Origin of the sequence: Komagataeibacter sp. FXV3, from assembly GCF_015155755.1 — a bacterium.
Lineage (GTDB): Bacteria > Pseudomonadota > Alphaproteobacteria > Acetobacterales > Acetobacteraceae > Komagataeibacter.
In genome coordinates this window covers 24,282-47,698 of record NZ_VWPI01000167.1, presented here as the reverse complement: position 1 = coordinate 47,698, position 23,417 = coordinate 24,282, and the positions used below count along the sequence as shown (strand labels likewise).

Below are 23,417 nucleotides of genomic sequence, written 5' to 3'. Positions count from 1 at the left end.
TTGCCCCGCCAGCCCGGTGCTGGCCGCCGGAGTGCATCAGGAAAGGCGTCCTGAGAACACGGAGTAAGAACCATGGAACTGCGCGAAGTCGATCCGAAAACCCTGCTCGACAACCCCGAAAACCCGCGGAAATCCGCGCCCAACGAGGCGGAAGAGCGCCAGCTGGCGCTGAACGTCAAGGCCGTCGGGATCATCCACCCGCCTCTGGTCCGCGAAACTCCTGACGGCCTGATGATCGTTGCGGGGCATCGCCGCCGGCGTGCCGCGGTCAAGGCCGGCCTGAAAACCATTCAGGTGACGGTGGCAGGCGACGATGCGGAACTGGACCGGATGCGTGCCGCGTCGGAGAACATGATCCGTCAGCCCATGACCCAGGTTGAACAGTGGCGGGTTGTCGCCAGGCTCCGGGAGGAAAAAAAGTGGAATGACACCGCGATCTGCAAGGCGCTGATGCTCACACCGGTGCAGCTGAAGCAGATCGGTCGCCTGTCTGCCATCCTGCCCGAGATTCTGGCGTGGATCGAGGCGGGCAAGGGTCCCGGCAATCGTGAACTGGCGAGCATCGCCCTTGCGTCAACCGCGCTGCAGGAACAGGTCTGGGGCCATTTCGGGTTTCCGGTTGGCGCGGCGCCGCCCGAGGATGTCGAACCCTGCGAAGATGAGGGCGCGCAACTGCCCGACGGAAACTGGGAACCCGGTGCTGCCATCCCCGATTGGGACCGGATTGCGTCAGCCCTGCGGCAGGATCGTTTTTATGCAATCGAGGCCTCGTTTGATGACGCCATTGCAAAAAGCTGCCGGATCGCCTGGCAGGAAGATCTGTTCGGTGAAGCCGGGAAGGACGGCCGTTATACCGATGACGGTTTCGCCTATGAGAAGGCGCAGCGTCAGTGGCTGGGTCAGAACACGCCTGAAGACGCATTGATCCTCCAGAGCGACGAGAACGGCGAGCCGGTCTTCGAACCCGGTATGGTCCGGATCTACTGGCAGCGCGAGGGCGCCACGAAATTCTTCTGGCTCGATCATCGCCTGAAGGTTCGCGAGGGCTGGTGCGTCCTGCCGGGCAGCGAGGCGGCAGGCCGCGTGACGCCGTCCGCCGTCATTGAAGCCCTGCCCGAAGGGCCACGGGAACGGCCCGATATCTCGGGGCGTGGTTTTGACATGATCGGCAGTTTCCGCACCCAGGCGCTGCATGCCGCATTGGATGGCATGCGGGGCTCTGCCGATCCATGGATCCTGCTCGGACTGATGATCGCGGCCCTCAACGCGCAGAACGTCCGGGTGGATGGGGATTCCAACGCGCACTACCCGCAGCGCCGTCCGTCACGCCGGCTCGTGGCTGCCGCCGGACTGTTCCAGGATGGCGAGATGGCTCTGGACGAGGCGGTCCTGCGTGGCGCTGCTGTCGACGTGCTCAAAGCCGTGCTGTCCTGCGAAAAGAACGCGACGAATAGCGGCGACTGGGGTGTCCTGGTCGGCCATATCGTGAAAGCGGACGACCATCTGCCTGCCATGGCGGATGACGATTTCCTGAAAACGCTCAGCAAGTCCGGCATCACGAAGGCCATAAAGGCGGAAGGCATCCTGCCGCGCAATACCGGCAAGGAAATGCGCCGCGTCCTGATGGACCATGTCGGGCAGGGGATCTGGGTGCATCCTGCAGCGCGTTTCCAGGTCGATGTCGCAGCGCTGAACGCCACTTTCGCGGAAGCGCTCGCCCCGCCATCCGGAGCGGATGACGATGATGGGGACCTGGCGCATGACGACGAGACCGAGTTGGAAGACGACGCGGATGCCGGTGCGCGGACTGGTGGCCCGGGAACCGATGATCCTGCTGCGACGGGCGTTGAGCTCGATGAAGTGACTGACACGCCCACAGACCTGGCGGCAGATCAGGGGGATGAGGTGCCGCACGGCAGGGCCGAAAGTCTGGCTCCGCCATCGCAGACACCTGAAGAATTCCTCAGGACGCATGTTGAGTTTGTAGGCTTCAGCTGAGCGAGGCTGTTGCCGTCGTACGGCTCTGGCTCACGGCCCGTCGCCCCTAGTGGTGACGTCGGGCGGTGAGCCAGCAACGGCCTCTGGCAGGACGTCGACCGGGAAATTCTGCGATGCGCCCCAACCGGGCTTATCCGGAACGTCAGGTTACGCGTTCACCTGCGTCGGCGAAGGAGAACCGTGATGACCCATGAATACATGACGGAAAAGCGTCTGATCGGCAGGTATGTGGTTGAACTGGGCTTCCACCCGGATGGTGGGGTTTTGATCCGGACGCCTGAAATCTACCCGCCAGCGGCCCGCCGATGGCGGGGACCCTATAAGAGCGTGGAGGCGGCAGTAGTCGAATTTTCCGCTTTCACGGCGGTTCCCAGAGTCACGTCGGACGAACTGGCCCGGCTGAGAGAGCGTGGCTCTGTCGCCGAAATCTGCGGAAAGGACGTGATGGTGTGGCACTGCCCATGGCGCGAAGCCAAGACACTGAGCGAATTTGTCCTGGTAAGGGAGGACGGCAATGCCTGATTTTCGTGTCACGCTGGTTGAGCGCCTATTTGAAGCCGATGCCGGCGATTTCAGGGTCACGGCGACGGACGCCGAGGCGGCTGCGCGGATCGTCCTCAATGCCGTCCCCGACAGTGTGGACTCTGACGGGATCCGGACCACCATTCTGCCTGACGGTCAGGAAGTGGACCTTGAGGTCGAGGAAGTCGTCCATGGCGAGATCGTGGCCATGGTCCACGATGCGGGAACCGGCGTGCTGCAGGGACAGTTTGGGTTTTCCCTTGTTTTCAGCCCGGGCCGAGAGGCAGCCGCCGTTCTCGCCAGGGTGATGGATCGTGTCCTTGCGGATGATGGTGAGCGGGACACCCATGCAGCCTGCATGGTGCTGCGCCGGTATCTGCACGAATACCTGAACGCGGACGCATAGGAAAAGCAGGAAGAAACAGGAAAAAATATGCCCGAAGGGACATCGCGCCTCAAACGGTGGCTCTTGTCCCGCTCCGCGGGCCTGCGATGCCGGCGCACGCGCCGCGTTTGACCCGCGATATCCCGTCGGACCGCCAGAGGACATTCAGACAAGGAGAATGTCCATGGTGACCGCAAGCCTGTCATCCCGCCAGGGAACTATCGTGCCGGAGTCCGGAGAGATACCTGATCTGGCGCGTTATGATCACGTCATCATCGCCTGTTCCTTTGGCAAGGATTCCCTCGCCAGTACGCTGCACCTGCTCGAAAAGGGCGTGACGCCGCAGCGCATCGAGTGGTGGCACCATCTTGTGGACGATGACGGGGACGTTTTTGACTGGCCGCATGTGCCCGATTACGGGCGGCATCTGGCTGCAGCCCTTGGCGTCAGGCTGTATTTCTCCGCCCGCCAGGGTGGGATCGTGCGGGAAATGCTGCGCGAGAATACACCGACCGCACCGGTCTGGTTCGATACGCCGACAGGGCGGGTCACTGTCGGTGGCAAGGGACCGCCCAATACACGACGCCGCTTCCCGCAGGTTTCGGCGAACCTGTCGGTCCGCTGGTGTTCCCCATACGCCAAGATCATGGTTGCGGATGGCGCCCTGCGGAACCAGGCGCGCTTCAGTCATGCCCGGACCCTGTTTGTAACCGGAGAACGCACGGCGGAATCCGCGAACCGTGCCCGTTACGCTGTCTTTGAGCGGCATCGGGCAGACTGTCGTGATGGTCGGGCCCGACGGCATATCGATCACTGGCGGCCGGTACATGCCTGGAGTGAAGCGGCTGTCTGGCAGATCCTGCGTCGGCATGGCGTGATTCCGCCGCTTCCCTATCAGCTCGGGTTTGGCCGTCTGTCCTGCCTGGCATGTGTATTCATGTCTGCTGATCAGGCTGCAACGCTGCGTCACATGGACCCGGATCGGTTCGCCCGGCTGTGTGAGTGGGAACGCGCATTTGGCTGCACCATCCGACGCGACCGGGACCTTGGCACGCTGGCCAGTGGCGGCACGGTCTACGGCCCCGTGCGCCGGTACCCGGGTCTGGTGCGCCGCGCGCTCTACCACCGCTGGCGTGGCCGTGTCCTCACATCCCCCGAACAATGGGTCATGCCCGCTGGCGCATTTGGCGACAGCGTCGGGCCGGTCTGACCCGCCTCATCCTCCAGCAGGGAGAAACCCGATGTTAGCGCCTTTCCAGATCCGGAAATTCCTCGACCTGAGCACCGGCCACCTCCCCCTGTCGGACCGTGGACACCTTGAGAGATATGCAAGGTCAGGTGGTTCCTTTGGGCTCACCTGCCTGTCCGGCCCGCACGGATGGTTTGTCCATGTCCCGCTGGATCCATACTCCCATGATTGGCCGGGGTCGCGGTCACTGCGGGCCATTCTCGCCCTGGCCCGGAATCACGACTGTGATTACGTCCTGTTTGATGCGGACGGTCCGGTCGATGCCGCGCTTCGTTTCTTTGATGACGATGAAGATGAATAACCGGCAATGGCATCGGGCTTCTCTCGGCCCAGAGGCGCCGGTTCTTATTTCTTAAGGCGGGATACTTCGGTGTCCCGCTTTTTTTTGTGTCCTCGCAAGGGGATTACACAAAGGAATACTGCAATGAAACTGCATTTCGATCGTGCCCTCGTGGCGCGTCTTCTCGCTCATGCGCAAGCCGCGAGCGAACATTCCCCTACCTATGATCAGCTTGTTGACCCGGCCTTTCTCAAGGCTGGCGTGTCGTCGCGCCATCCGATCGGTGCGGATGTCGACCGTACCAGAATACCGGCAGGACTCATGCTGGTCGGCGATCATGGGGTGTACCTGATGTCGAATGGTTATCCGGACTTCAGTGACGCTGAGGGTCAGGGGAACCTTGTCGCCTATGCCGTCGAAGCTGATCCGCGCACATGTCCTGACGACTGGTACGATGTCAAACGCGCATCGTTTGGCGGTGACGATGGCGCGGAATTTCTTTCTGCCAACACCATCCGCAAGGCACTGGAGGCGACTGCGGGCAGTCGTTTGTGGATTGATGTCACGCCTGCGCAGATCAGTTGCCCCTATCTGGCATCCCCGAAAACACCCTGACGCGAACAAGCATACGGCGGCTCTGGAAAGAGCCAAATCTGAATAAAAATATAATAAAAATAAAATATATAAATAAATGAAGCAGTAAAGGAAGGAGGCAGGCACCACAGTCCAGCCTGCCGCGCAAGGGGTGACTCCTCGCCGTGCGCGATGGCTGCGCCATCTGTGCGCGGCTCCGGTGCCGCCGCTGTGCGGCGCCCTTGCCCGCCAGTCTGGCCTGCGGTCGCCGGAAGGGGTCGAAACCCCCGAAAAAAGGATCTGGAAATGGCACAGAACCGCATCGCGCCGCCGTCCCGCCCTGCCGTCGAAATCGCCAAATTCGTCGCCATCGTGCTCCTCTGGACGGCCTCCATGGTCACTTTCCTCCTGCTGCCCGACGTCTTCCTCAATCCGTGCACGGGCATCATCGATCTCAGGTGACACCACCCTCGCCATCCGCTGCCCATCCGCGCCGCCCTTCGGGGCGGCGTCTGTATTTTCTGGAGACTGATCATGGCCAGGACCGAACGTACCGACATCCACCAGTCCGTCACTGACCGCATCATCCGCGAACTTGAAGCGGGAACCGTGCCATGGGTCTGCCCATGGAACCGCGCGAAATGCGGCATTGCCCTGCCGCGTAATGCCGCGACCGATCGGGCCTATTCCGGGATCAACATCCTGATGTTGTGGGGTTCGGTAGAGATGCAGGGGTTTTCTACCCAGAAATGGCTGACGTTCCGCCAGGCGCATGCGCAGGGCGGCAATGTCAGGAAAGGCGAGAAAGGGACGACGGTATTTTATGCTGACCGTTTCACGCCAAAATCGGAAGCAGGTTCCGACGAGCCACGCCAGATCCCGTTTCTAAAGCGGTTTACGGTGTTCAATGTTGACCAGTGCGAGAACCTGCCGGAGAGCATGGTCGCGCCGACCGCGCCGTTGCCGGAACGCGAAATCGTGCCGCACGCGGAAGCGCTGATGCGCGAAACCGGGGCGGACATTCGCATCGGTGGTGACAAGGCATTTTATGCCCCGGATGCGGACTTCATCCGGGTTCCGCCCCAGCAGTCCTATTTCAACCAGCTCGACTGGTACCGAACCGTCTTTCACGAGATCGGGCATTGGACCGGGGCCGAAAGCCGGCTGTCGCGCACCTTCGGCAGGCGGTTTGGGGACCATGCCTACGCAGCCGAGGAACTGGTCGCAGAGATGACATCAGCTTTCGTATGCGCGGAACTGCAGATCGAGCCGACGGTCCGCCATGCTGATTACATCGGGAACTGGCTGGCTCTGCTGAAGGCTGACAAGCGCGCCATTTTCACCGCAGCGAGTGCTGCTTCAGCCGCGGCCCAATACATTTTCAGCTCATCGACACGTCAGCCATCCGTCGAGGACGTGGCGTCTGCCGCCTGAAACCCAACCCTGAAAATATATGCGCCCGCAAGGGCGCGCTGAGTGATGGAGTTCATCATGCCAGTCTTTGCCCTGATTGCCACTCCCGCCGTGCGCATCCGTTCCGACGGCTGCGCCATCCTTCATGCGCTGCCGATGGAACACCTTGGTGCACGGGGGATGACAGAAGCACGGACGCTCGCGGAAATCTCGACTGCCGTAACGCTTTACGGTGAGAGGATCGCCAGCGCGCATCCCGGGCGCCCGTTTTCCATCAGTGTGCATATCCGTCGGGGCGATCGTAAGCCACGTGGCTTTGATGCGGCTTACCGCACTGGCGCCCTGGGGACCGACAGATGGGTTCTCATGGTCGATAACGACGCTGATGGCGCACGGATCCTGCATGGACGATCCGCAACCGATGCCGGAAACATGGCGTCCTGCAAAGGAGACGTGGCATGATCCGCCAGTATTATACGTCTCCATTCCAGGGCGGTAATAACCCGCTCCGGGTCGGGACCATTGCCAGAGGAACCATCTTCCGTCTTCCGGCTCCTGTTTCGGGACGTCCCTATCGGACCCGGCCGTGGATCGTGGAATGCTTTCTGAACGCCACGATGGGGGCGGCTGCGCTTAACCCCGTCACCGGTCTCCGGGAAGATCGTTATATGCGAGGCCGCTCGGATCTGGTCGTATTGCGCAGCCTCGCCAGTGCCCGACGTGTGACCGTGGCGGTGCGTTATCTGGAAAGGATGAGTGAAGAGGGCCTGGGCGAGGGGCATTATCCTGATCTGCCGGATGTGAGCCGCTTTCATAACGGCTATCGATGCCGGAGCCAGGTGTCATGACGGCGGGGCCGATCCTGTGTGAGCGGCTTCGGGTCCCGCCTTTCGACCCGGCTGTCCTGAAACCCACCCAATGGGCGACGGCCCAGCAAAAGGCAAAGCTTGGTAATGCGATCCTGCGGTTCATTGCACTCGGAATGCCTGCAGAAAAATTTACACCGGCCCTGTATAACCGGCTGAGCAATATGTTCGGATTTATCGCGCATTATAATCGGACCGGCTTCGCGCAGACATGGTTCGACAATGCAGCCACACGGCGCGATTTCCTCGATCAGGTTGCGCGATATCCCTGCTGGGGCGACCCGACTTTTGTCTGGTCGGATGTAGAGAAGGAAATCAGGCTGCGCGTTCGGGAAAACCTGCTGGTCGAGGCATGGACGACCCGTGCCCGCGAGGAACAGGTTGCGCGCGAGAAAGCGGAGCTGGCCCGTCTGCAGGCAAAGCATGGCGGAACAGCGACGGCAGCGGATGCACCCGTGCCCACCGTGCAACTCGGGCTGCTCTAGCCCTGGGCCATGCGCCAGGAGCCATGCCCGTCGAGGCACCTGCCCAGGAACGCCAGTGCGGCACGCGGATATTTCCGGATTTCCAGAACGCTGCCGGTGGGTACCTCCATGTGGTAGGCGCCGATCCGGGTGGCGCAATGCGGCTGGCCGCGCAGGAATTTTATGCCCCTGCCGGTGCGAACTGCCTGCCGTGGACCAAAAACGCCGACAACGTGACGGCCACCGAGGTAAATATCGGCGTTGAACTGGCGCCACAGCGGTGCCCGGACATCCTGCTCGTCGACTTCGACCTGCACGGTGCAGCAGTCATTCCATGCAGATGGCGTGCCATCCACACCATACAGGGTCTGGCAGAGCTGGCGGATCGCCGGCTCATGTTCGGGGAGGAAGGACCAGCCGATTTCCTTGCCGAGAAAACGTCCCCTGTAACGCCGGGCCTGGATTGCCAGTTCGGGATGAAAGTCGGCCTTCAGGGTGATGCGTCCTTCCGACGCAGTAATCACGGCCATGATGAACTCCCAATGTAGAGACAGGGAAATTCTAGGACGACTATCATAATTGTACAAGAATAAATGACACGATTATGAGCGAAATAGAAAAATAAAACAGAATAAAAATTCAAAATCCAAAAGCATGACCTCGGCCCCTGCCGGGTCTCCGACCTGGTTTCTGCGGTCTGAAGCGGTCGTCGTCGGGCGCAACCCCCAGGCCTGCGGTCGGGACGGCACCGTGAAGCCGCATGCGCGGCTTCCGCACCACTGCCGCCCCGAGGGGTTGCGCCCGCCGCCTGTGGTCCGCTTCCGCGCGACCGCACCAGGTCAGAGATCCGGCAGGGGCCGGAGACGACCAGGAAGGAAAAAAGGAACAAGACCATGAGCCAGTCAGTCAATCGCGCCATCATCATCGGTCACCTGGGCCGGGATCCGGATCTTGCCGCACGTAGGGAAGGGGAGGGCAAAATCGCATCCTTCGGCGTGGCGACAAGTGAAACCTGGACCGATCGCGCCAGCGGTGAGCGCCGGGAAAAAACCCAGTGGCACCGTGTCGTCTCTTTCAACGATCACCTTTCAGCCGTGATCGAACGTCGGTGCCAGAAGGGAACGCTGGTCTATGTCGAAGGCCATCTCGAGACACGCAAATGGACCGATCAGCAGGGACAGGACCGTTATGTGACCGAGATCATCATTGATCGGTTTGATGGAAACCTGAAGGTGCTGGCCAATGGTCGAAGCACGGGCGATGGACGTTTTGATGAAGAGCGTCCCTCGCGGAGCGCTGCACAGCGCCCCGTTCCTGCCGCAACTTCCAACGCGCAGGAAGTGGATGACGAAATCCCGTTTTAAGCCGCGCGATGTTCCGGGTCGTCAATGACCCGGAGCATTGTGCCTGTTCAGGGAAAAGAAAGTGCGGTTTCTGCTGCGCCAGTTCCCGTCATGAATACTTGTGAGGCCTGTCCGACCTGATGGCGTGGGCGATCGGGAAAGTCTGTCGGCCGATATTGGAACGCCGGTCGTCCGTCCACATCGGGGATGAACTGTGTCTCTCCTGTTTCTCCATCAACCTTTAAGCGGGTTCGTGAACCTTATTTTTTCGTCGGTCGCATGATGTGGGCGCAGACGGGATCCTCCACAGGGAGTATCTGGCGTCGTGAGTGCCCGCTCATCCATGGTCCCGGTAATGCGTGCGCAGTGGCGCGGGCACATGCCGTTTGCTGCTGCGCGTAGACTGCGGCCATTCGTGCGTCCTGTATTCTTTTGCAGTTCACGCAGAATAAAACCCTCAACGCGGATCATCAGGACGCAATATCTCGACGAACCATACAGAGGTCGTAGTGTTTTTCCGCACGATCATCTCAAATACTCACCGTAAATACCGGAGCGGTCTGAAACATAACCCATGCTGTTCGTGAAGGAGTGTCTTTCATGGCTTACACGTCTTCCCCAGAAGCACAGCAAAAAGAACTTGATGAGCTTCGTAATGCTGTAGACTGCGCCGTTGTGCTGGAGAAAGCCGGGTTCCGGCTGGATCGGCAGGCCACCGCGCAGCGTTCCGCCCGTAACCTGAAATTTCGCCGTGACAGCGAGGCCATTATCGTCAATCACGATGGCAAGGGCTGGTGGGACCCCAAGGGCGACGGCAAAGGTGATGTCTTCAAGCTTGTCCAGTATCTCGATCCCTCGAAGAACCTCGGTCATGTCAGGCAGGAACTTCGCGGCCTGATCGGCAGGAGCCCGACGCTCGAAGTTGTCGAGCGTACGAAGGGAGCCGGTGACAGACCGCGCCGCGATCCCGCTGAACTGTGGAACCGTCGCACCGCACCCGGGCAGGGGACGGCTGCATGGCGCTATCTGACGGAGATCCGTGGGTTGCCCGACCATATTGTCGCGATTGCCGGACAGCAGGGGGCGCTGAAGGAAGGCCCGCACGGAACCGCTTGGTTTGGCCATCGGGATGCGGACGGGCAGTTCACCGGCATGGAAATGCGGGGGCCGGATTACAAGGGGTTTTCGACGGGCGGCATTGGCAAGCGTCTCTTCGGTTTCCGGGCCGACGGGGGAGAAGCGCCCGTGACGCGCCTTGTCGTCACCGAGGCGGCCATTGATGCATTGTCCTTTGCAGCACTCGATCGCTTCCAGCAAGGAACGCTCTATACCTCGACGGGTGGCGGCATGAGCCCAGAGAGCGAAGCGAACCTGAAACGGGTCATGATGCAGGTCGCCGCCCAGCCTGAAGCGCGACTGGTTGTTGCCGTTGATAACGACCTGCAGGGGGATCGTTATGCCGGGAAATTCGCTGCGATGGCACGGGACGTCGGTCTCTGGTCAGGACGGATATCTCCGAAAGGGCCGGGAGAGGATTGGAATGCGGTCCTGAGGACCCGCAGGGAAGGAATGGAGGCAGGTTCTGTTCCCGTTGCGCCCTTGTGCCGCCTGTCCGAAGTCCTGGGTTCGGGGTCGAAAACGACGCAGCCGGAGACGGTTTCCCCGTCATGGCTGGGTCAGGCCGAGGCGCACGGCACGCAGCGGCCGCTGCGGGTTTCGGACGCCTCATTGCCTGCTCCGTCTGAACCTGTCGGGAAGCCTGCCGGACCACGGCTAGGTTCATCGCCGGGGATGTCCTTGTGAACCAGCGTAAATCCTTTGGGATCACCGGACAGACGGCATCACGAGGTGCAGGCTTTGTCCAGATATCTGCAGGCCCGCGCGCATGCCCGAACGGCTCTGCCAGGGTGGCGACGGATATGCGGAAATGCGTGGCGCGTTGATTGCGGGGCAACGCGCGGCCTCGATGGCTCGAGGCCGGGACTTGGCAGGCCGCATCGCCTCCTTCACCGACGAGCACGGGATGATCGTCATTTACGGCTGGCATGCCACAGAGGTGGGCGCCGAGCGATCCTGCGCGCAGGATCATCTCACATAGGAGAGGATCATGGGATCTGTTTCAGACTATGCGGATTGGGGGATCGCGCGTCTGGCGATGAAGGCGGACCTTTCACGGACGTTTGCCCGGTCGCGCCCGGCCCAGACCATCTGGAACCGCCACCTGCGCCGGCGCTTGACGCGGGCAGAAGATGATCCCCCGATACCGCAAAGTACAGTCCGCCTGTACGAGCGGCCGGGCTGTCCTGTGGGCCTGGTTATCGATGGACGCTGGGAACGCGGGCTTGGGAACTGGGATCTTTCCTGTCCGGCGACGATCCTGCTCTCGACCGGTAAGATCACCACCACCCCGGGTTGCGTGGCGGAAGGGCTGGAAGAGCTATGACCGGTGATCTTCCCGTTCCGCGCGCTCTTGCGCCCGTCCTTGACAGTCTGACGCCAGAACAGCGGCGTGCGGCGATGGCGCTGGGATATGTTCTGGTTCTGGCAGGGGCAGGCACCGGTAAGACCAAAACCCTGACAGCCGGGGTCGCAACCCGCGTCGGACTGCATGGCATGGTTCCTGGCCAGATCCTCTGTGTAACCTTTACCAACAAGGCCGCCCAGGAAATGCGCAAGCGCATCGGAGACGTTCTTGGGCCGTACTCGGTACCGACATGGCTTGGAACCTTTCATGCCCTGGCTGCCCGACAGCTACGGGCCGAGCCTGAAATGGCGCAATTGCGTAGCGGCTTTGACATTCGTGACGCCGAGGCCAGTCTCGTCATCGTCCGCCGCCTGATCAGGACTGTCCCGAAGGAAAAGCTTCCCGTGCCGCAGGAAGGAGCGCCAGGAGACGCGAGACAGATTAAAAAAATGGCCGAGCGGATTGCGCGGCTGAAAGAGGATCTGATCACACCGGTGGCTGCTTTCGCGCATGTTGAAAGCCTGATCCGCAGGCGACAGTCGGCGAATCTCCATGTGGATCATGAAAGCTGGCGCTTTGTGGTCGGGCTGTATGGTCGTTACCAGGCGATCTTGCGCGAGCAGAACGCGGCGGATTTTGGTGATCTGCTGATGTGGCCGACCCTCGCGATGCTGCATGATGCAGAATACCATCGCCGATGGTCCGCCCGTTTTACGGCCGTGATGGCGGACGAGTTTCAGGATGTGAACCGCGCCCAGTACCTGTGGCTCACGTTGCTTGGCAGGACGTCTGGTGAACTGTTCTGCGTGGGGGATGATTCCCAGAGCATCTATTCCTGGCGCGGGGCGAAAGTCGGCTTCCTGCGGAACTTCCCGCATGAGTTTCCTGATGCGAAGATGTTCAAGCTGGAGGAGAACTTCCGTTCCACCCGCCATATTCTTGATGCGTCGAATGCGGTGATTTCATTTGACCCGTCGCGGATCGAAAAGAGACTGTTTACACGTCGGGGCGAGGGCCTCCCGATCGAGGTTCTGGGGTTCTCCTACGCCACCGAGGAAGCTGCGGCGATCATCCGGGAGATTGGCCGCCGCGCGGCGACCGGCGTCGCCTGGCATGACATGGCTATCATTTACCGCCAGAACAGGCTCTCCCGAACGCTGGAGGAAGCACTGCTCCACGCCCGTGTCCCCTACGAGATCATCGGAGATGTGGGTTTCTATCGGCGTACCGCCGTCAAGGACGCTCTGGCCCTGCTGACGCTTTGCGCATGGCCCGATGAGCGCAGGTCGGACGAAGCCTTTCGGCGGATGGCCAACCGGCCCCCGCGGGGCCTTGGCGCCAAGGGCCTGGGGAAAATCGAGATGGAGGCTTCGGCGGGTGGTCTGTCGCTATGCGCGGCGGCCACACGGACCCGGCTGTCCCCGAGATGTGCCGTGGCGCTGCAGGGATTCGTCCAGATTCTCAGACAGATCGGATGTCGGGAAGGGGAAAGCCTTGGGGAGCGCCTTACCGGCCTGCTCGAGGCAACAGGGTATCTGGACATGCTGCGGGCTGATGATTCGGATGAAGCCGCAACCCAGCGCGAAAACCTCGCGGAACTGATCGAACTGGCCCAGGGTTTCCGGCGCGTGGAACACCTGCTGGAGCATGCGGCACTGGCAGGCGGAGCACCTGGAGAAAAAGGTCGTGATCGCGTTCAGCTCATGACCATGCACCGGTCGAAAGGACTGGAATTCCGGCACGTCTTTCTTCCTGCGTGGGAAGAGGCGATTTTCCCCGGTGCGATGTCGCGCAATCCCGAAGAGGAGCGTCGCCTTGCCTATGTGGCGCTGACCCGGGCGATGGAGCAGGCCACGATCACGTTCTGTGATTATCGCCAGGGCGGATCTTCCCGTCCGAGCCGGTTCATTGACGAAATTCCACTCGAGAACCGGGTCAGCAGCTGGAATCACGGCAGGAACGAACCACGCCAGTCTGACAGTCGTTGGAGGCAGGTTGATCAGAAACTGAATGCGCTTGGCTTGTGAATGCAGACAATGCATGCCCCGGCAGCGGCGACATGCGTTCGCGTGGCCGGGGCATTGCACCAAACAGGCTGGTCCCGTTCGACGCTTCGGTCTTAAATTGCTTTTCTTTTGGTCGAAGGACGTCTGCTTTATGGCGAAAAAGCCGGTGCCGCCGATTGAGCCCGATGACTGGGATGATGACGAGGCGGGTTTCCTGCAGCCTCTGGAGCCACCGCCGCCCGTCCGGGACCCGACGGATCTCAGGCCCCATACGCGCCAGATCACCGATCTCCTTCGGGCCAGATTTCCCGGCAGGTGGGTCGGTGTGGAAATCGGCACGCTTCCGCTTCGGTGTGAGGATGACCTGTTCTCCGATTTTATCGACCTGGGAGATGGCCTCGGGGTTCGCCTCGATTATGACCCCGAGGAGCCGGAGCGGGTACTCTGGATCAGTGCCGGCAACCGTGACCATGGCGGCGAGCCGCTCGATTTTCCCCGCGATAGCGAGGCCTGTCGCGGGCGCATGCTTTCAATCGGGGAAATCGCGGAACTGCTCGATTTTCTCGACAGGGAGGCCGCTTACTGATGCCCGCTGGCATGGCAGGCGAGCCCGATGCGCCGCCATGCGTCAATCAGTGTGCCCCGTGGCACGTTGCGCTCAAGACCATGCAGCAGGGTTTCCAATGCGGAAAGGGAAAGGGTGCAGGCCACAAGCGCAGGTGACAGGACCGCAGTTCCCGTCAGCACGACATGGCTGAATATCTGGATGGTCGGGTCGACGAGGCGGGCCAGCGCGTAGACGGCGCGGCAATGGGCGGCATTCTGCATCACCGGGCTGTAAATCAGCCGGGGCGGGGCGTCGGGCGCCTCGCCCGCGAAACGCTGTCGCCACCGTTCATCTTCCGGGTGTCCGGTCAGTTCGCCGCCATACCGCTTTGTCTCCACGACATGGATGCCCCTCGGGCTGAGGAACAGGTGGTCAATCTGGGTTGTCCTGCCGTCACCCGCCGGCAGTATGGCGTCGTGTAGCACGGCCAGGCCGCTCCGGTCGAGCAGGTGGGCTACGGCGCTCTCTCCTTTCTCGCCCTGGATGGCGGCGCGAAAGGACCGCCAGACCTGCGCCTCATGGGTCGTCAGTCGGCAGCTGCCGGGAGGCTTCACGCGATGACGTCGAAGTCTTACCACGCAGTTTCCCCCTGTGGTTCCGTGGCCCGATAGCGTGTCCCATATATCTGTCCGTCATGCGACTGGGGCGGGAAATACCGGGAATCGTGCATGCTCGGGGTGAGTGTCCGGATGCATGTCCGCAACATGGATCCGGATCACCAACAGTGCCCGCTCACCCGCCAGCCTGAACGCAGGAGACCGGACAATTGGCGGCATGTTTGCCCAGGTCCGTAGGGGATTTAGGATCCCGCCTGAACCCGGTATTCTCGTCCCCCCATTTCTTGAGGGCCATGATGACCGGCTCCAGGGTCCGTCCCCGCGGCGTCAGGCTGTATTCCACCTTCGGGGGCACCTCGGCGTAGACCGTCCGCAGGACAAACCCGTCCTGTTCCAGTTCGCGGAGCTGGGCTGTCAGCATGCGCTGGGTGATATTGGGCAGGCGCCTGCGGATTGCGTTAAAGCGCAGGATTCCCTCAAGCAGGTGGTAGAGGATCACCCCTTTCCATTTCCCGTCGATCAGCTGAAGCGTTGCTTCAACGGCACAGCCGGGACTGCAATCAAGTGATTTATGCCGGATACGGGCCATGACGGTATCATTTCCGATACTATGGGCGTTAAAAGTGCGTTCTTGTCCGAACCCAGCATAATGCTCACTGTTCTCCTTCATCAACACAGGAGCAGACATCATGCGCGCCGTCGGTTACCAGACGCCTCTCCCGATCGACAATCCCGCGTCCCTTCAGGACATCGATCTGCCGAAGCCGGTCCCTTCAGGGCGGGATCTCCTGGTGGAAATCAGGGCTGTGTCGGTCAATCCGGTCGATACAAAAATCCGCCGCAGCGCCGCGTCGGACGCGGGTCAATGGCGGGTCCTGGGCTGGGATGCCGCCGGGATCGTTGTCGGCACCGGACCTGAAGTGACGGATTTTGCCATCGGGGATGAGGTTTTCTACGCTGGCGCGCTCGATCGCCCGGGAACCGATGCCGAATTCCACCTGGTCGACGAGCGGATTGTCGGCCGTAAGCCCCGTTCCCTGAATTGGGCTGAAGCCGCGGCACTGCCGCTAACAGCGATCACCGCCTGGGAGATGCTGTTCGATCGCCTGGATATCCGTCGGTCAGTCCCCGGCGTGAAGCCGGCCGTGCTGATTATCGGCGGCGCTGGCGGGGTTAGCTCCATCGCCATCCAGCTGGCCCGGGTCCTGACCGATGTCACGGTCATCGCCACCGCCTCCCGGCCAGAAACGCGCGACTGGGTAAAATCCCTCGGGGCACATCATGTGGTGGATCACAGCAGGCCTCTTGCCGCGCAGGTCGCCGCCCTTCCGACCGGCGCTCCCGGCTTCGTCTTTTCCACGACGCAGACGGACCGGCATATGTCAGAGATTGTCGAGCTGATCGCGCCCCAGGGGCATTTCGGCCTGATTGATGACCCGGCCGCGCTCGACGCCCTGCCGCTGAAGAAGAAAAGCCTGTCGCTGCACTGGGAGCTGATGTTCACCCGCCCGCTGTTCGGCACGGCCGACATGGGCAGGCAGGGCGAGATTCTCAACGACGTCTCACGCCTCGTGGATGACGGGCGTATCCGCACCACGCTTGGCAGGAACCTCGGCCTGATCACGGCGGCGAACCTGCGAGAGGCCCATGCCCTGATCGAGAGCGGTCAGGCAAAGGGCAAGATCGTGCTCGAAGGTTTTCCTGGCTGAAATGGAGAAGACCATGACTGAATCCGCAAAAGCGCTCGTCGAGACATGGTGTGGAACATGGGCGGAGAACAGGCCTCATGACTGATGAAGAGCATCTGATGACCATGAACCGTACCGGTGGACGGTTCGATCTCAACAGGATTGCCGCGGCGTTCCCGGAAACCGCGGATACGATGCTGCTGGATACCTATCTGACCGACAAACCTGAAGCCAGTATCAGGGTGTTCCAGATCTATCGGAACGTGCCGCCGCATTATCATACCCAGTGTGATGAAGTCCTCCATGTGCTTTCCGGAGAAGGGACATTCTGGATTGATGATCCGGCTGAGGAAGCGCCGTTTGTTCCCGGGCACCTGCTGGTCTTTCCGCGGCGTGCGGTGCATGCGGTGTCGCGTATCCTGCGTGATCCTGTCACTTTTCTTGCCATCGACACACCGCGCCGGGCACCGGATGACGTGGTGTTTGTCGATCCTGCCGAAGGCACGCCTTCCGGCTTCATCAAGAGTATCTGAAGTAATGTCGCGGGTCACAGATGAACTGGATCTGTGTCCCTGCAGCGCATGCCCGCAAAACGCGGCGTAAGCCCAGGGCATCTGGAGACGGTTTCCTTTCCTGAAAGACCTGGTCCGGGAAACATCTCTGTTCAACAGGAAAAAAGAAAATCAGGGGCGGCCCCTTCGGGGTTCTCTCACTCTGGTTCGCTAAGCGGCTGCGCCGCTAACCTCACTGGAGCCCCCTGCGGGGTCTCCACGCTTTCGCGCAACGGTTCGACCGCTCGCCCTGGGGTTCTTCAGGATGAATACTTATGAGATTTCTTATAATACTGCGATTAATAAAAGGGGCATAAGGAAATAAAGGGAATAAAAACAGTAGTAAACTAATGTTTACTGATAATATATTGTCTTTTTTATTGTATTTATATTCTGTCTGTACTATTATTTATTTGTGGAGAGGGAAATGGTTCCCGCCACAGACGCCCCGCCCGGTGGTGACACACCGGACAGGGCTGACGCCAGACAGAAAGGTTAGGTTTCATGTCCAACGCTACCAACACAATGACCGCCGCCCTCGCTTCCGCGCAAGAGAAGAAAGCCGCCAGCAAGGCAAAATCGGGCCAGAAGGCCCCCGCCGCCCGCCGTTTCGAGGAAGCGGCCCGGCGCGTGCCTGTCATCACCATCGAGGCCGCCGAAGCCCTGATCCCCGTTCCCGACCAGATCACCAAGATCGTTTCCCATTTCGGTCTTGAGGACTTCGACGCCGACGCCCTCGCGGAAACGGCCCGGCAGGCTTTCACCGTCATCGCCCGCAGCCTCTCGCCCGTGCTGGTCGTGACCACATGGAACGGGGAGCAGAACGACAAGGGGCTGGAAATGCACCTCCAGCGCATGGCTGGTGCCGCTGTCGCGTCCGCCTTCGGGGCCGCCCAGTTCTACGACGCCAAGCGCGCGCAGGCCCGCGAACTGTCCTCACAGTTCAACGAATATCGCGAAGAGGACCGGATGGGCGTCGACGGGCTGGAAAACAGGGCGGCCAACGCCCGCCGCTTTGCAGCCGAGCAGGGGATCAAGGCCGCCGCTCTGGTTGCGTCCGCCCGCGGGGCCCTTGCGGCCTACGAGGACATGATCGGCACCCCGTGGAAGCCCTACACGGCCAGCAACGCCCGCACCATCGACCAGCGGGCCGCAGCTGCCGAGATGGACGCCCTCGGCTTCTGACCGACCCGGCCGGACCCAAGGCGGGTCCGGCCACCCACGGCAAGGTACCTTTCCGCAAGGATCGACCCGCATGAGCGAATATGAATCCATGGCAGACCGCGACGAAGCCCTTGCGCTTTCGCGTGCTGCGCCCCACCACGCATGGGTCCTGACGGACCGGGACGTCTGGCATCGCAATCTTTTTTATCATGGCCCGGAAATGCCGCATCCCGAAGATGACGGCGCCCATGACTTTATTGCCGACCACGGCATCGACGCATGGCGGGAGGCGACCGAGGCCGCAAGGGCCGCAGCCATCGCCGCAGCCGAAGCGAAAGCGCGCGAGATCGCGGACGCCCCCGACCCCTGGTGGCCTGACGATCCGACGCCTTGAGAGACCACGCCGCAGGAGCCCGGAAACCGGGTTCCTGCTTCTGGTGTCCGGGGCACCATCGTGCTGGAAAAAAAATGCCCTGACACCAGCATGCCGGACTGTGGAGATGACAAACCTACTGTGTCGCCCTGCCGAACACGAAGCCAAGCTTGCCGTCATTCATGACGTAGGGCGTGCAGGTCATGCCGGGATGGACCGCGTCGTAGGGTTTCAGCCACCTTGTCGAGACCCAGCCGGGACGCAATGCGAGGGTCATGCTCCGGACGTAGCCGTTCGTAGATGGTGCGTCCGTGGCGATCGGGAGTACCGCCAGCGCAGGCGCAAGGCTCGGGGCACCGTCCCGTGGTTCGCTCTGCAGCGGGATCGGATGCCTGAAATCCATCATGACCCGTTCCGGCGCATCAAGGGCCATGCATCTGTACCCGTCGAGCGCACGGACCGGGGTTCTGTGCAGCGCGAAGGCCGGGTGGCTGATGCTGCAGGTGATGGCCGCAAGGATCGCGGCCCGGTAGGAAAACCTCATGCTGGACTCCTCGTCAGCCGGTCAGGATCGAACTGGACGCGGCACTGCCCATTTTTGCTGCGACTGCCGCGCGCCATTGGCCGACCGTGGTGGTTGAACGGATATTGTTCCCCGACATTGCCGTGCTCGATATGTAGGACGACATGAGGCTGCTGTCGTCGGCCGTCGCGATTTCAGCACCCGCGCTCGGGCCAAAGTTATAATAGGCCCGGGCATCAAGGGCTGTCGGGTTACTGATGCCGCTGTGCTGCAGACTGGTTGCGGCATCCTTGAGATACTGCGCCGCAGCCACCGCCTGCGTCGCCGGGTCCTGCTGGCCTGCCGTGCCGCTGGTGATGGATGAGGCCAGCGAGGGGTCTGCTGCCAGTGCCTCTCCAAGGGTCTGGCTGTAGGTCCCGTTGCTCATCTGGAACGCGCCGGTGATCGTACTGCCGTTTCCGGCCGTGTAGAGGTTCTGGCAGCCGGATTCCACCACGCAGGTCGCGGCCAGTGCTGACGGATTGACGCCCAGCGCCTCGGCGTTCTGGGCTGCCGCATAGCCCCATGACTGCTGGTATAGGGTCTCGAGCGCATCGCTGTCGGACGTGCCTGCTGTCGTTGTCTGGGTGACGGCGCCGCTTCCGCTGGTGGCCTGGGCTGTGCCTGTCGTGTCCGGGGTCCAGCCACCGAGCCCCGGTTCCTGATAGGTTGCGTTGACATGTGTCGGGAGCCCGCCGGGCACGTTTACTGTCTGTGCCCGCCCGATGGGGGGCATGACGAAGCCGCACGTTACAAGGACCACGGTCGCTTGCGCCGTGCGGCGGCATGGGAAGAGGAGCCGGATCACCTTGGCCTCCTGTTGCGAGGCGGACAGGATCGGCCAGCATCATGCGACCTGTGTCAGTACTTCGTACGGCGTTTCCGTTCCGGCCCTGAGCGTGACCGTTGCAGACATGCTCATGGCATCCGTCCGAGTGCAAATCCCGCTATCAGGACGATGGAGCTGTAGCCCAGGATGCGAAAGGCCGTCTCCAGGTTGTACCGTCTGGTCATGGCCGTGGCCTGGCTCTCGATGGCGCCCCTTAATCCTTTCGTCATATCCGCGGTGATCGCGAGGAGTTTCTTCTCGACCAGTTTTTCGTTGATGGTGCGCAGCGTGTGCACCGCTTCAATTCCGTCCCTGAGGTGGCTGCGGATGGCGATCGTGTCCTGCGCCAGGGTTTCGCGCTGCTGTTCGGCCACCAGCCTGCTCTCGGCAACGGAGCGGATGGAGGCGCGCCTGGCTTCAATGCAGAGGGTGCCGATCTGGTCTATCGCTGCGACCAGTGCCGAAAGCACTTCGACTTCGGGCGCGATCGGACGCTCGACCCATTGGGCGGCGACCCTGCGCAGGTTCTCCATTCGGACCGCGAATTCACGGTCTGCCGCCTCGATGTCGCCCTGGGCTGCCATCAGACATTCTCCATAACCACGTCGGGCAGCCCCTTTGGCATCCGGGGCAGATAGTCCGCTCCGAGGTCGCGCAGGAAGAGGGGCACGTCCCGCTTGAGCCAGCGATTGACCCGTAGTCTGTCGAAGACCGAGCTTTTCGGCTGTCCGGGAACCGGCTTGTTCGCAGCAAAATCCATGAACGACTGCCCACGATCCGCGATTTTCTTCAGCCCGTTGATCGCGGGGAACACACCGTGCGCGGCGCCTCGGTCCAGAGCGTTGAGCACCGCTTCGTTTTCGAGGATCTGGCTTACCGCCTGAGGTGTGTCGATACCGACGGGAAGCAGGCCTTCATTTATGACAATCGCCGTGCGGCGTGGCAGGAAGCCATGCTGCTCCTGAAGGTCCTGCAGATAGTCGATGTCCGCATTCTCCATACCGATCATGAAGATCGTCACAAGCGAGACCCCAAGCTCGTCCAGCGCCGCGACAAGGGGAGATGAGCGGATCAGTTCGTGCATCGCAGTCCATCCTCCCCCGATGTCGAGAATCGCATCATGGCGGGATTCAACCAGCTTCTCGATCTGCCCTTCGAGCCAGGCAGCCTGCCCGGTCGGGGACGTGCTGTCCGCTTCCAGAACCTGCGGACCAAGCGATGAAAGCGTATGCGAGCGGTTCATGGAATCCGTGTTCCAGATCTCCGGTCTGCCTCCCTGCTGGGCCGTGATCTCGGCCAGTGATTTGAGGAATGTCGTCTTTCCCACCCGCTGGCGCCCGATGGCTACGAGCAGGGTTGGGCGTGTCACCAGCACCGTTGGTTCTGCGGCGTCTGTGATCGTGGCGGATGCCATGCCTTACTCCCGATGAAAACCGGGCTCCTTTCGCTTCAGCCGCGCAAGAAGGTCCCGCTTGATGGCCTCGGCCCGGGCGCGACCAATGGGAAAGTTCTTCTCCCCGGTTGTCTCGCTGCCCGAGCACCCCGGCACTGTCGCGGGCAATGATGCGACCTGTGCGTTTTTTTCGGCGGGTACTATTTGTGCGGGAACGCCAGTTCCATCGGGCGCGCGGCTCACGCGACCGTCATCCGCAAAAGCGGGCGTCCAGCCGTGAGGGAAGCGGCTGGGTTGCATGGTGCTTTCAGTGTCAGGAGATTGTGGAACCTGTTCAGCTTCCGGGTGCATGCGGCGGGTGCCGGCCATACGGCGCCAATAGCGCTCCATACGCTTCATCGCTTCCTTTTCGTCCGGAAGGTCAAGGCCATCTTCTCGGGCTGCCGCAACATAGGGAGCCCAGGAATCCCCTTTTGATCGCAGTGCGCTTATGTCTTCGCAGTTGGTGAGCAGCCACCGATAGAGAGGTGTCGCACTGTCTCGGGCGCTATGGTTCTCGATGAGCGATTTCAGCCGTTCCTTGCCGAACCTGCCTGTCATGATTCATCCCCTCCTGCATCATCATACCTGGGTCGCAGCTTCGTCAGCATGCAGATTCTCACATGTGATCTGCGCGCGCATACTCATGAGCGACCCATATACCTACCCTTGACGCACGGACGGAACGACTGTTTCACGACCCAACAACTACCCTTACGACGACCCATCGATATACCCGAGGCCGACATTGCGCCTACCCATAAATAGCGGGTCCTCATACACCATTGCACCGTTGGTGCGGGCGGCTACGCCGCCAGGAGTGGGCAAGCGGGAAAGGGTATAAGCAATGCTTAGACCCTTGCGGATGACGCGGATGCCGCTGAGCACGTTTTCCATGAGAGGTCGCATGCTTCCCGCGCACAATCTTCTCAGGAAAAGGGGAGACATGATATGCCAGACACCACCATCAGGAGGCCGCGAGCCAGGAAGCCGGTCAGTGATCCGGTTCAACCTATTCTGCATAAGAGCGAACGAGACTATCTAACGTTCGAAGATACCCGGATATCAGTTCGGGAAGTCACCGGAAGGCGATGGATCTCGGCCCGGGAGATTTGCTGCATATTGGGCCTCAGCAATCCTTCTGCGACAGTCAGACGGCTCGATGATGATGAATATTGCCGCATCAGCGTGGTGACCGCAGGAGGGATGCAGGAACAGCTCTTCGTCAGTGAAAGCGGAGCCAATCACCTGACGTTCATTTCTCGAAAGCCTATTGCCAAACGGGTTCGGCGCTGGATTACCGGAGAGGTGATGCCACAGATCAGTCGAACTGGCGCCTATATCCCCGGTGGAGGCCCCGGAAGTGCCGTGCAACTCACGATCACCAGTACCCAGATGGATCTTCTCAGGCGCCTTTCGCGGCCTGGTCCTCACATGGTTTTTGTGATGCCGGGACAGGAGCCATACATTGAGGAGGTTGATCCTCACCAATTCATCCGCGACCTGGATCGTCACGACGTGGAAGGGCTGGTTCACGCCATGAACCTGATCGGGTCGGTCTGGAGCATATGCCGCAAAATCGACGGGGCGATGTATTGCTCCCCCGTCCTGCAGAGTGGTATCGGTCGCCAGCTTGATGACGCCATTCGCATCGGGGTGGACCTGTCCCGCAGCGTCATCCTGCCCGCCCGAGAGAAATCATAAATCCGCTACGGTTGTGATTCGATCTCTCCGTGTTCCCTTAACTGAAAGAGACAGCGCTGATGAAAAGTACCGATCTGATTGACCGTATTGCCGAAGCCACGGGTGGCACGAAGGCCGATGCGAAGACCGCTCTTGAGACCGTCATAGCCTCTATCGTTCAGGCTGCAGAGGTCGGCGACGAGGTATCGCTGCCCGGCTTTGGTAAGTTCACCGTCCGGCACACCGCCGCCCGCACGGGTCGCAACCCGGCGACCGGTGCCGAGATGCAGATACCAGCCTCGCGCAAGCTGGTTTTCGCGCCGGCCAAGGCCGTCAAGGACGCGCTCGCCGGAGCTGATCAAAAGAAGGCCTGAACGGTCGCATGATTCCGCGTCACGCTTCCCGTGG

32 protein-coding genes are annotated in these 23,417 nt (G+C 61.3%); 23 read left to right on the top strand and 9 right to left on the bottom strand.

Annotated elements, in window-relative coordinates:
* The first annotated feature begins 72 nt into the window (after positions 1 to 72).
* From F1542_RS16010 to F1542_RS17240, 11 genes are all read left to right on the top strand, one after another.
* Complete coding sequence (locus F1542_RS16010) at positions 73 to 1,998, top strand: ParB/RepB/Spo0J family partition protein (protein WP_193733910.1); 1,926 nt, start codon at positions 73 to 75, stop codon at positions 1,996 to 1,998.
* Between the two features lie 183 nt (positions 1,999 to 2,181).
* Positions 2,182 to 2,520: a hypothetical protein gene (locus F1542_RS16005; protein ID WP_193733909.1), complete on the top strand. Its 339-nt coding sequence runs from the start codon at positions 2,182 to 2,184 to the stop codon at positions 2,518 to 2,520.
* A complete protein-coding gene (locus F1542_RS16000; protein ID WP_010511890.1) occupies positions 2,513 to 2,926 on the top strand; it encodes a hypothetical protein in 414 nt (137 codons plus the stop codon). Before F1542_RS16005 ends, F1542_RS16000 begins: the two co-directional genes overlap by 8 nt.
* A 157-nt stretch (positions 2,927 to 3,083) precedes the next feature.
* Positions 3,084 to 4,115 carry a phosphoadenosine phosphosulfate reductase family protein gene (locus F1542_RS15995; protein WP_193733908.1) on the top strand — a complete coding sequence of 344 codons (1,032 nt, stop codon included), beginning with the start codon at positions 3,084 to 3,086 and terminating at the stop codon, positions 4,113 to 4,115.
* A gap of 31 nt (positions 4,116 to 4,146) precedes the next feature.
* On the top strand, positions 4,147 to 4,455 hold the full coding sequence (locus F1542_RS15990) for a hypothetical protein (protein WP_193733907.1): 309 nt from the start codon (positions 4,147 to 4,149) through the stop codon (positions 4,453 to 4,455).
* A 123-nt stretch (positions 4,456 to 4,578) separates the two neighbouring features.
* Entirely contained in the window at positions 4,579 to 5,049 is a 471-nt protein-coding gene (locus F1542_RS15985) for a DUF3085 domain-containing protein (RefSeq protein ID WP_193733906.1), read from the top strand.
* 264 nt (positions 5,050 to 5,313) lie between these two features.
* Positions 5,314 to 5,469 (top strand): hypothetical protein, encoded by a 156-nt coding sequence (locus F1542_RS15980; RefSeq protein ID WP_193733905.1) that lies wholly within the window; start codon positions 5,314 to 5,316, stop codon positions 5,467 to 5,469.
* Between the two features lie 72 nt (positions 5,470 to 5,541).
* On the top strand, positions 5,542 to 6,441 hold the full coding sequence (locus tag F1542_RS15975; protein ID WP_193733904.1) for an ArdC family protein: 900 nt from the start codon (positions 5,542 to 5,544) through the stop codon (positions 6,439 to 6,441).
* Positions 6,442 to 6,498: 57 nt separating this feature from the next.
* The gene (locus tag F1542_RS15970; protein WP_227672806.1) at positions 6,499 to 6,882 is read left to right on the top strand and encodes a hypothetical protein; all 384 of its coding nucleotides are present in this window, start codon (positions 6,499 to 6,501) and stop codon (positions 6,880 to 6,882) included.
* On the top strand, positions 6,879 to 7,268 hold the full coding sequence (locus tag F1542_RS15965) for a hypothetical protein (RefSeq protein ID WP_193733903.1): 390 nt from the start codon (positions 6,879 to 6,881) through the stop codon (positions 7,266 to 7,268). The genes F1542_RS15970 and F1542_RS15965 overlap by 4 nt, the downstream gene beginning before the upstream one ends.
* Positions 7,269 to 7,450: 182 nt before the next feature.
* Positions 7,451 to 7,771 (top strand): hypothetical protein, encoded by a 321-nt coding sequence (locus F1542_RS17240; RefSeq protein ID WP_227672805.1) that lies wholly within the window; start codon positions 7,451 to 7,453, stop codon positions 7,769 to 7,771.
* On the opposite strand, the gene F1542_RS15955 is transcribed toward F1542_RS17240, so the two are convergent.
* Complete coding sequence (locus F1542_RS15955; protein WP_193733902.1) at positions 7,768 to 8,280, bottom strand: hypothetical protein; 513 nt, start codon at positions 8,278 to 8,280, stop codon at positions 7,768 to 7,770. The two genes, F1542_RS17240 and F1542_RS15955, sit on opposite strands and share 4 nt — an antisense overlap.
* A 363-nt stretch (positions 8,281 to 8,643) precedes the next feature.
* Between F1542_RS15955 and ssb the strand changes: the two genes are divergently transcribed.
* The 6 genes from ssb (at position 8,644) to F1542_RS15925 (ending at position 14,149) form a co-directional block, all read left to right on the top strand.
* Positions 8,644 to 9,114 carry a single-stranded DNA-binding protein gene (gene ssb / locus F1542_RS15950; protein WP_025812349.1) on the top strand — a complete coding sequence of 157 codons (471 nt, stop codon included), beginning with the start codon at positions 8,644 to 8,646 and terminating at the stop codon, positions 9,112 to 9,114.
* 579 nt (positions 9,115 to 9,693) lie between these two features.
* Complete coding sequence (locus F1542_RS15945; protein ID WP_193733901.1) at positions 9,694 to 10,896, top strand: DUF3991 and TOPRIM domain-containing protein; 1,203 nt, start codon at positions 9,694 to 9,696, stop codon at positions 10,894 to 10,896.
* Positions 10,897 to 10,978: 82 nt separating this feature from the next.
* The gene (locus F1542_RS15940; protein ID WP_193733900.1) at positions 10,979 to 11,191 is read left to right on the top strand and encodes a hypothetical protein; all 213 of its coding nucleotides are present in this window, start codon (positions 10,979 to 10,981) and stop codon (positions 11,189 to 11,191) included.
* A gap of 9 nt (positions 11,192 to 11,200) precedes the next feature.
* Positions 11,201 to 11,536 (top strand): hypothetical protein, encoded by a 336-nt coding sequence (locus F1542_RS15935; RefSeq protein WP_193733899.1) that lies wholly within the window; start codon positions 11,201 to 11,203, stop codon positions 11,534 to 11,536.
* Positions 11,533 to 13,584: an ATP-dependent helicase gene (locus F1542_RS15930; protein ID WP_193733898.1), complete on the top strand. Its 2,052-nt coding sequence runs from the start codon at positions 11,533 to 11,535 to the stop codon at positions 13,582 to 13,584. Before F1542_RS15935 ends, F1542_RS15930 begins: the two co-directional genes overlap by 4 nt.
* 130 nt (positions 13,585 to 13,714) lie before the next feature.
* Positions 13,715 to 14,149 carry a hypothetical protein gene (locus F1542_RS15925; protein ID WP_193733897.1) on the top strand — a complete coding sequence of 145 codons (435 nt, stop codon included), beginning with the start codon at positions 13,715 to 13,717 and terminating at the stop codon, positions 14,147 to 14,149.
* On the opposite strand, the gene F1542_RS15920 is transcribed toward F1542_RS15925, so the two are convergent.
* Both F1542_RS15920 and F1542_RS15915 read right to left on the bottom strand, forming a co-directional pair.
* Positions 14,143 to 14,748 (bottom strand): nuclease-related domain-containing protein, encoded by a 606-nt coding sequence (locus F1542_RS15920; RefSeq protein ID WP_346011983.1) that lies wholly within the window; start codon positions 14,746 to 14,748, stop codon positions 14,143 to 14,145. The two genes, F1542_RS15925 and F1542_RS15920, sit on opposite strands and share 7 nt — an antisense overlap.
* 154 nt (positions 14,749 to 14,902) lie before the next feature.
* Positions 14,903 to 15,316: a helix-turn-helix domain-containing protein gene (locus F1542_RS15915; protein WP_193733896.1), complete on the bottom strand. Its 414-nt coding sequence runs from the start codon at positions 15,314 to 15,316 to the stop codon at positions 14,903 to 14,905.
* 100 nt (positions 15,317 to 15,416) lie between these two features.
* Here F1542_RS15915 and F1542_RS15910 point away from each other — a divergent pair, with 100 nt between their 5' ends.
* The 4 genes from F1542_RS15910 to F1542_RS15895 all read left to right on the top strand — a co-directional run bounded on the left by F1542_RS15910 (position 15,417) and on the right by F1542_RS15895 (position 18,524).
* Positions 15,417 to 16,436 (top strand): zinc-binding alcohol dehydrogenase family protein, encoded by a 1,020-nt coding sequence (locus F1542_RS15910; RefSeq protein ID WP_193733895.1) that lies wholly within the window; start codon positions 15,417 to 15,419, stop codon positions 16,434 to 16,436.
* A 77-nt stretch (positions 16,437 to 16,513) separates the two neighbouring features.
* Positions 16,514 to 16,948 carry a cupin domain-containing protein gene (locus F1542_RS15905; RefSeq protein WP_193733894.1) on the top strand — a complete coding sequence of 145 codons (435 nt, stop codon included), beginning with the start codon at positions 16,514 to 16,516 and terminating at the stop codon, positions 16,946 to 16,948.
* Between the two features lie 522 nt (positions 16,949 to 17,470).
* Positions 17,471 to 18,151 (top strand): hypothetical protein, encoded by a 681-nt coding sequence (locus tag F1542_RS15900; protein WP_019087277.1) that lies wholly within the window; start codon positions 17,471 to 17,473, stop codon positions 18,149 to 18,151.
* A gap of 70 nt (positions 18,152 to 18,221) precedes the next feature.
* Positions 18,222 to 18,524 (top strand): hypothetical protein, encoded by a 303-nt coding sequence (locus F1542_RS15895; protein ID WP_193733893.1) that lies wholly within the window; start codon positions 18,222 to 18,224, stop codon positions 18,522 to 18,524.
* A 115-nt stretch (positions 18,525 to 18,639) separates the two neighbouring features.
* Here F1542_RS15895 and F1542_RS15890 read toward each other — a convergent pair whose 3' ends face one another.
* The 6 genes from F1542_RS15890 to F1542_RS15865 all read right to left on the bottom strand — a co-directional run bounded on the left by F1542_RS15890 (position 18,640) and on the right by F1542_RS15865 (position 22,223).
* The gene (locus F1542_RS15890) at positions 18,640 to 19,047 is read right to left on the bottom strand and encodes a hypothetical protein (RefSeq protein ID WP_193733892.1); all 408 of its coding nucleotides are present in this window, start codon (positions 19,045 to 19,047) and stop codon (positions 18,640 to 18,642) included.
* Positions 19,048 to 19,060: 13 nt separating this feature from the next.
* Positions 19,061 to 19,873 (bottom strand): hypothetical protein, encoded by an 813-nt coding sequence (locus F1542_RS15885; protein ID WP_193733891.1) that lies wholly within the window; start codon positions 19,871 to 19,873, stop codon positions 19,061 to 19,063.
* 110 nt (positions 19,874 to 19,983) lie between these two features.
* Positions 19,984 to 20,478, bottom strand: coding sequence for a hypothetical protein (locus tag F1542_RS15880; RefSeq protein WP_019091963.1), 495 nt, complete (start codon positions 20,476 to 20,478; stop codon positions 19,984 to 19,986).
* Positions 20,478 to 21,308 (bottom strand): hypothetical protein, encoded by an 831-nt coding sequence (locus F1542_RS15875; protein WP_078524627.1) that lies wholly within the window; start codon positions 21,306 to 21,308, stop codon positions 20,478 to 20,480. The genes F1542_RS15880 and F1542_RS15875 overlap by 1 nt, the downstream gene beginning before the upstream one ends.
* Positions 21,309 to 21,311: 3 nt before the next feature.
* Positions 21,312 to 21,887: a hypothetical protein gene (locus tag F1542_RS15870; RefSeq protein ID WP_078524626.1), complete on the bottom strand. Its 576-nt coding sequence runs from the start codon at positions 21,885 to 21,887 to the stop codon at positions 21,312 to 21,314.
* Between the two features lie 153 nt (positions 21,888 to 22,040).
* Positions 22,041 to 22,223 (bottom strand): hypothetical protein, encoded by a 183-nt coding sequence (locus F1542_RS15865; protein WP_078524625.1) that lies wholly within the window; start codon positions 22,221 to 22,223, stop codon positions 22,041 to 22,043.
* A gap of 54 nt (positions 22,224 to 22,277) precedes the next feature.
* Between F1542_RS15865 and F1542_RS15860 the strand changes: the two genes are divergently transcribed.
* Positions 22,278 to 23,030, top strand: coding sequence for a BRO family protein (locus tag F1542_RS15860; RefSeq protein WP_026018818.1), 753 nt, complete (start codon positions 22,278 to 22,280; stop codon positions 23,028 to 23,030).
* A gap of 59 nt (positions 23,031 to 23,089) precedes the next feature.
* Entirely contained in the window at positions 23,090 to 23,383 is a 294-nt protein-coding gene (locus F1542_RS15855; RefSeq protein ID WP_019086977.1) for an HU family DNA-binding protein, read from the top strand.
* The last annotated feature ends 34 nt before the right edge of the window (positions 23,384 to 23,417 follow it).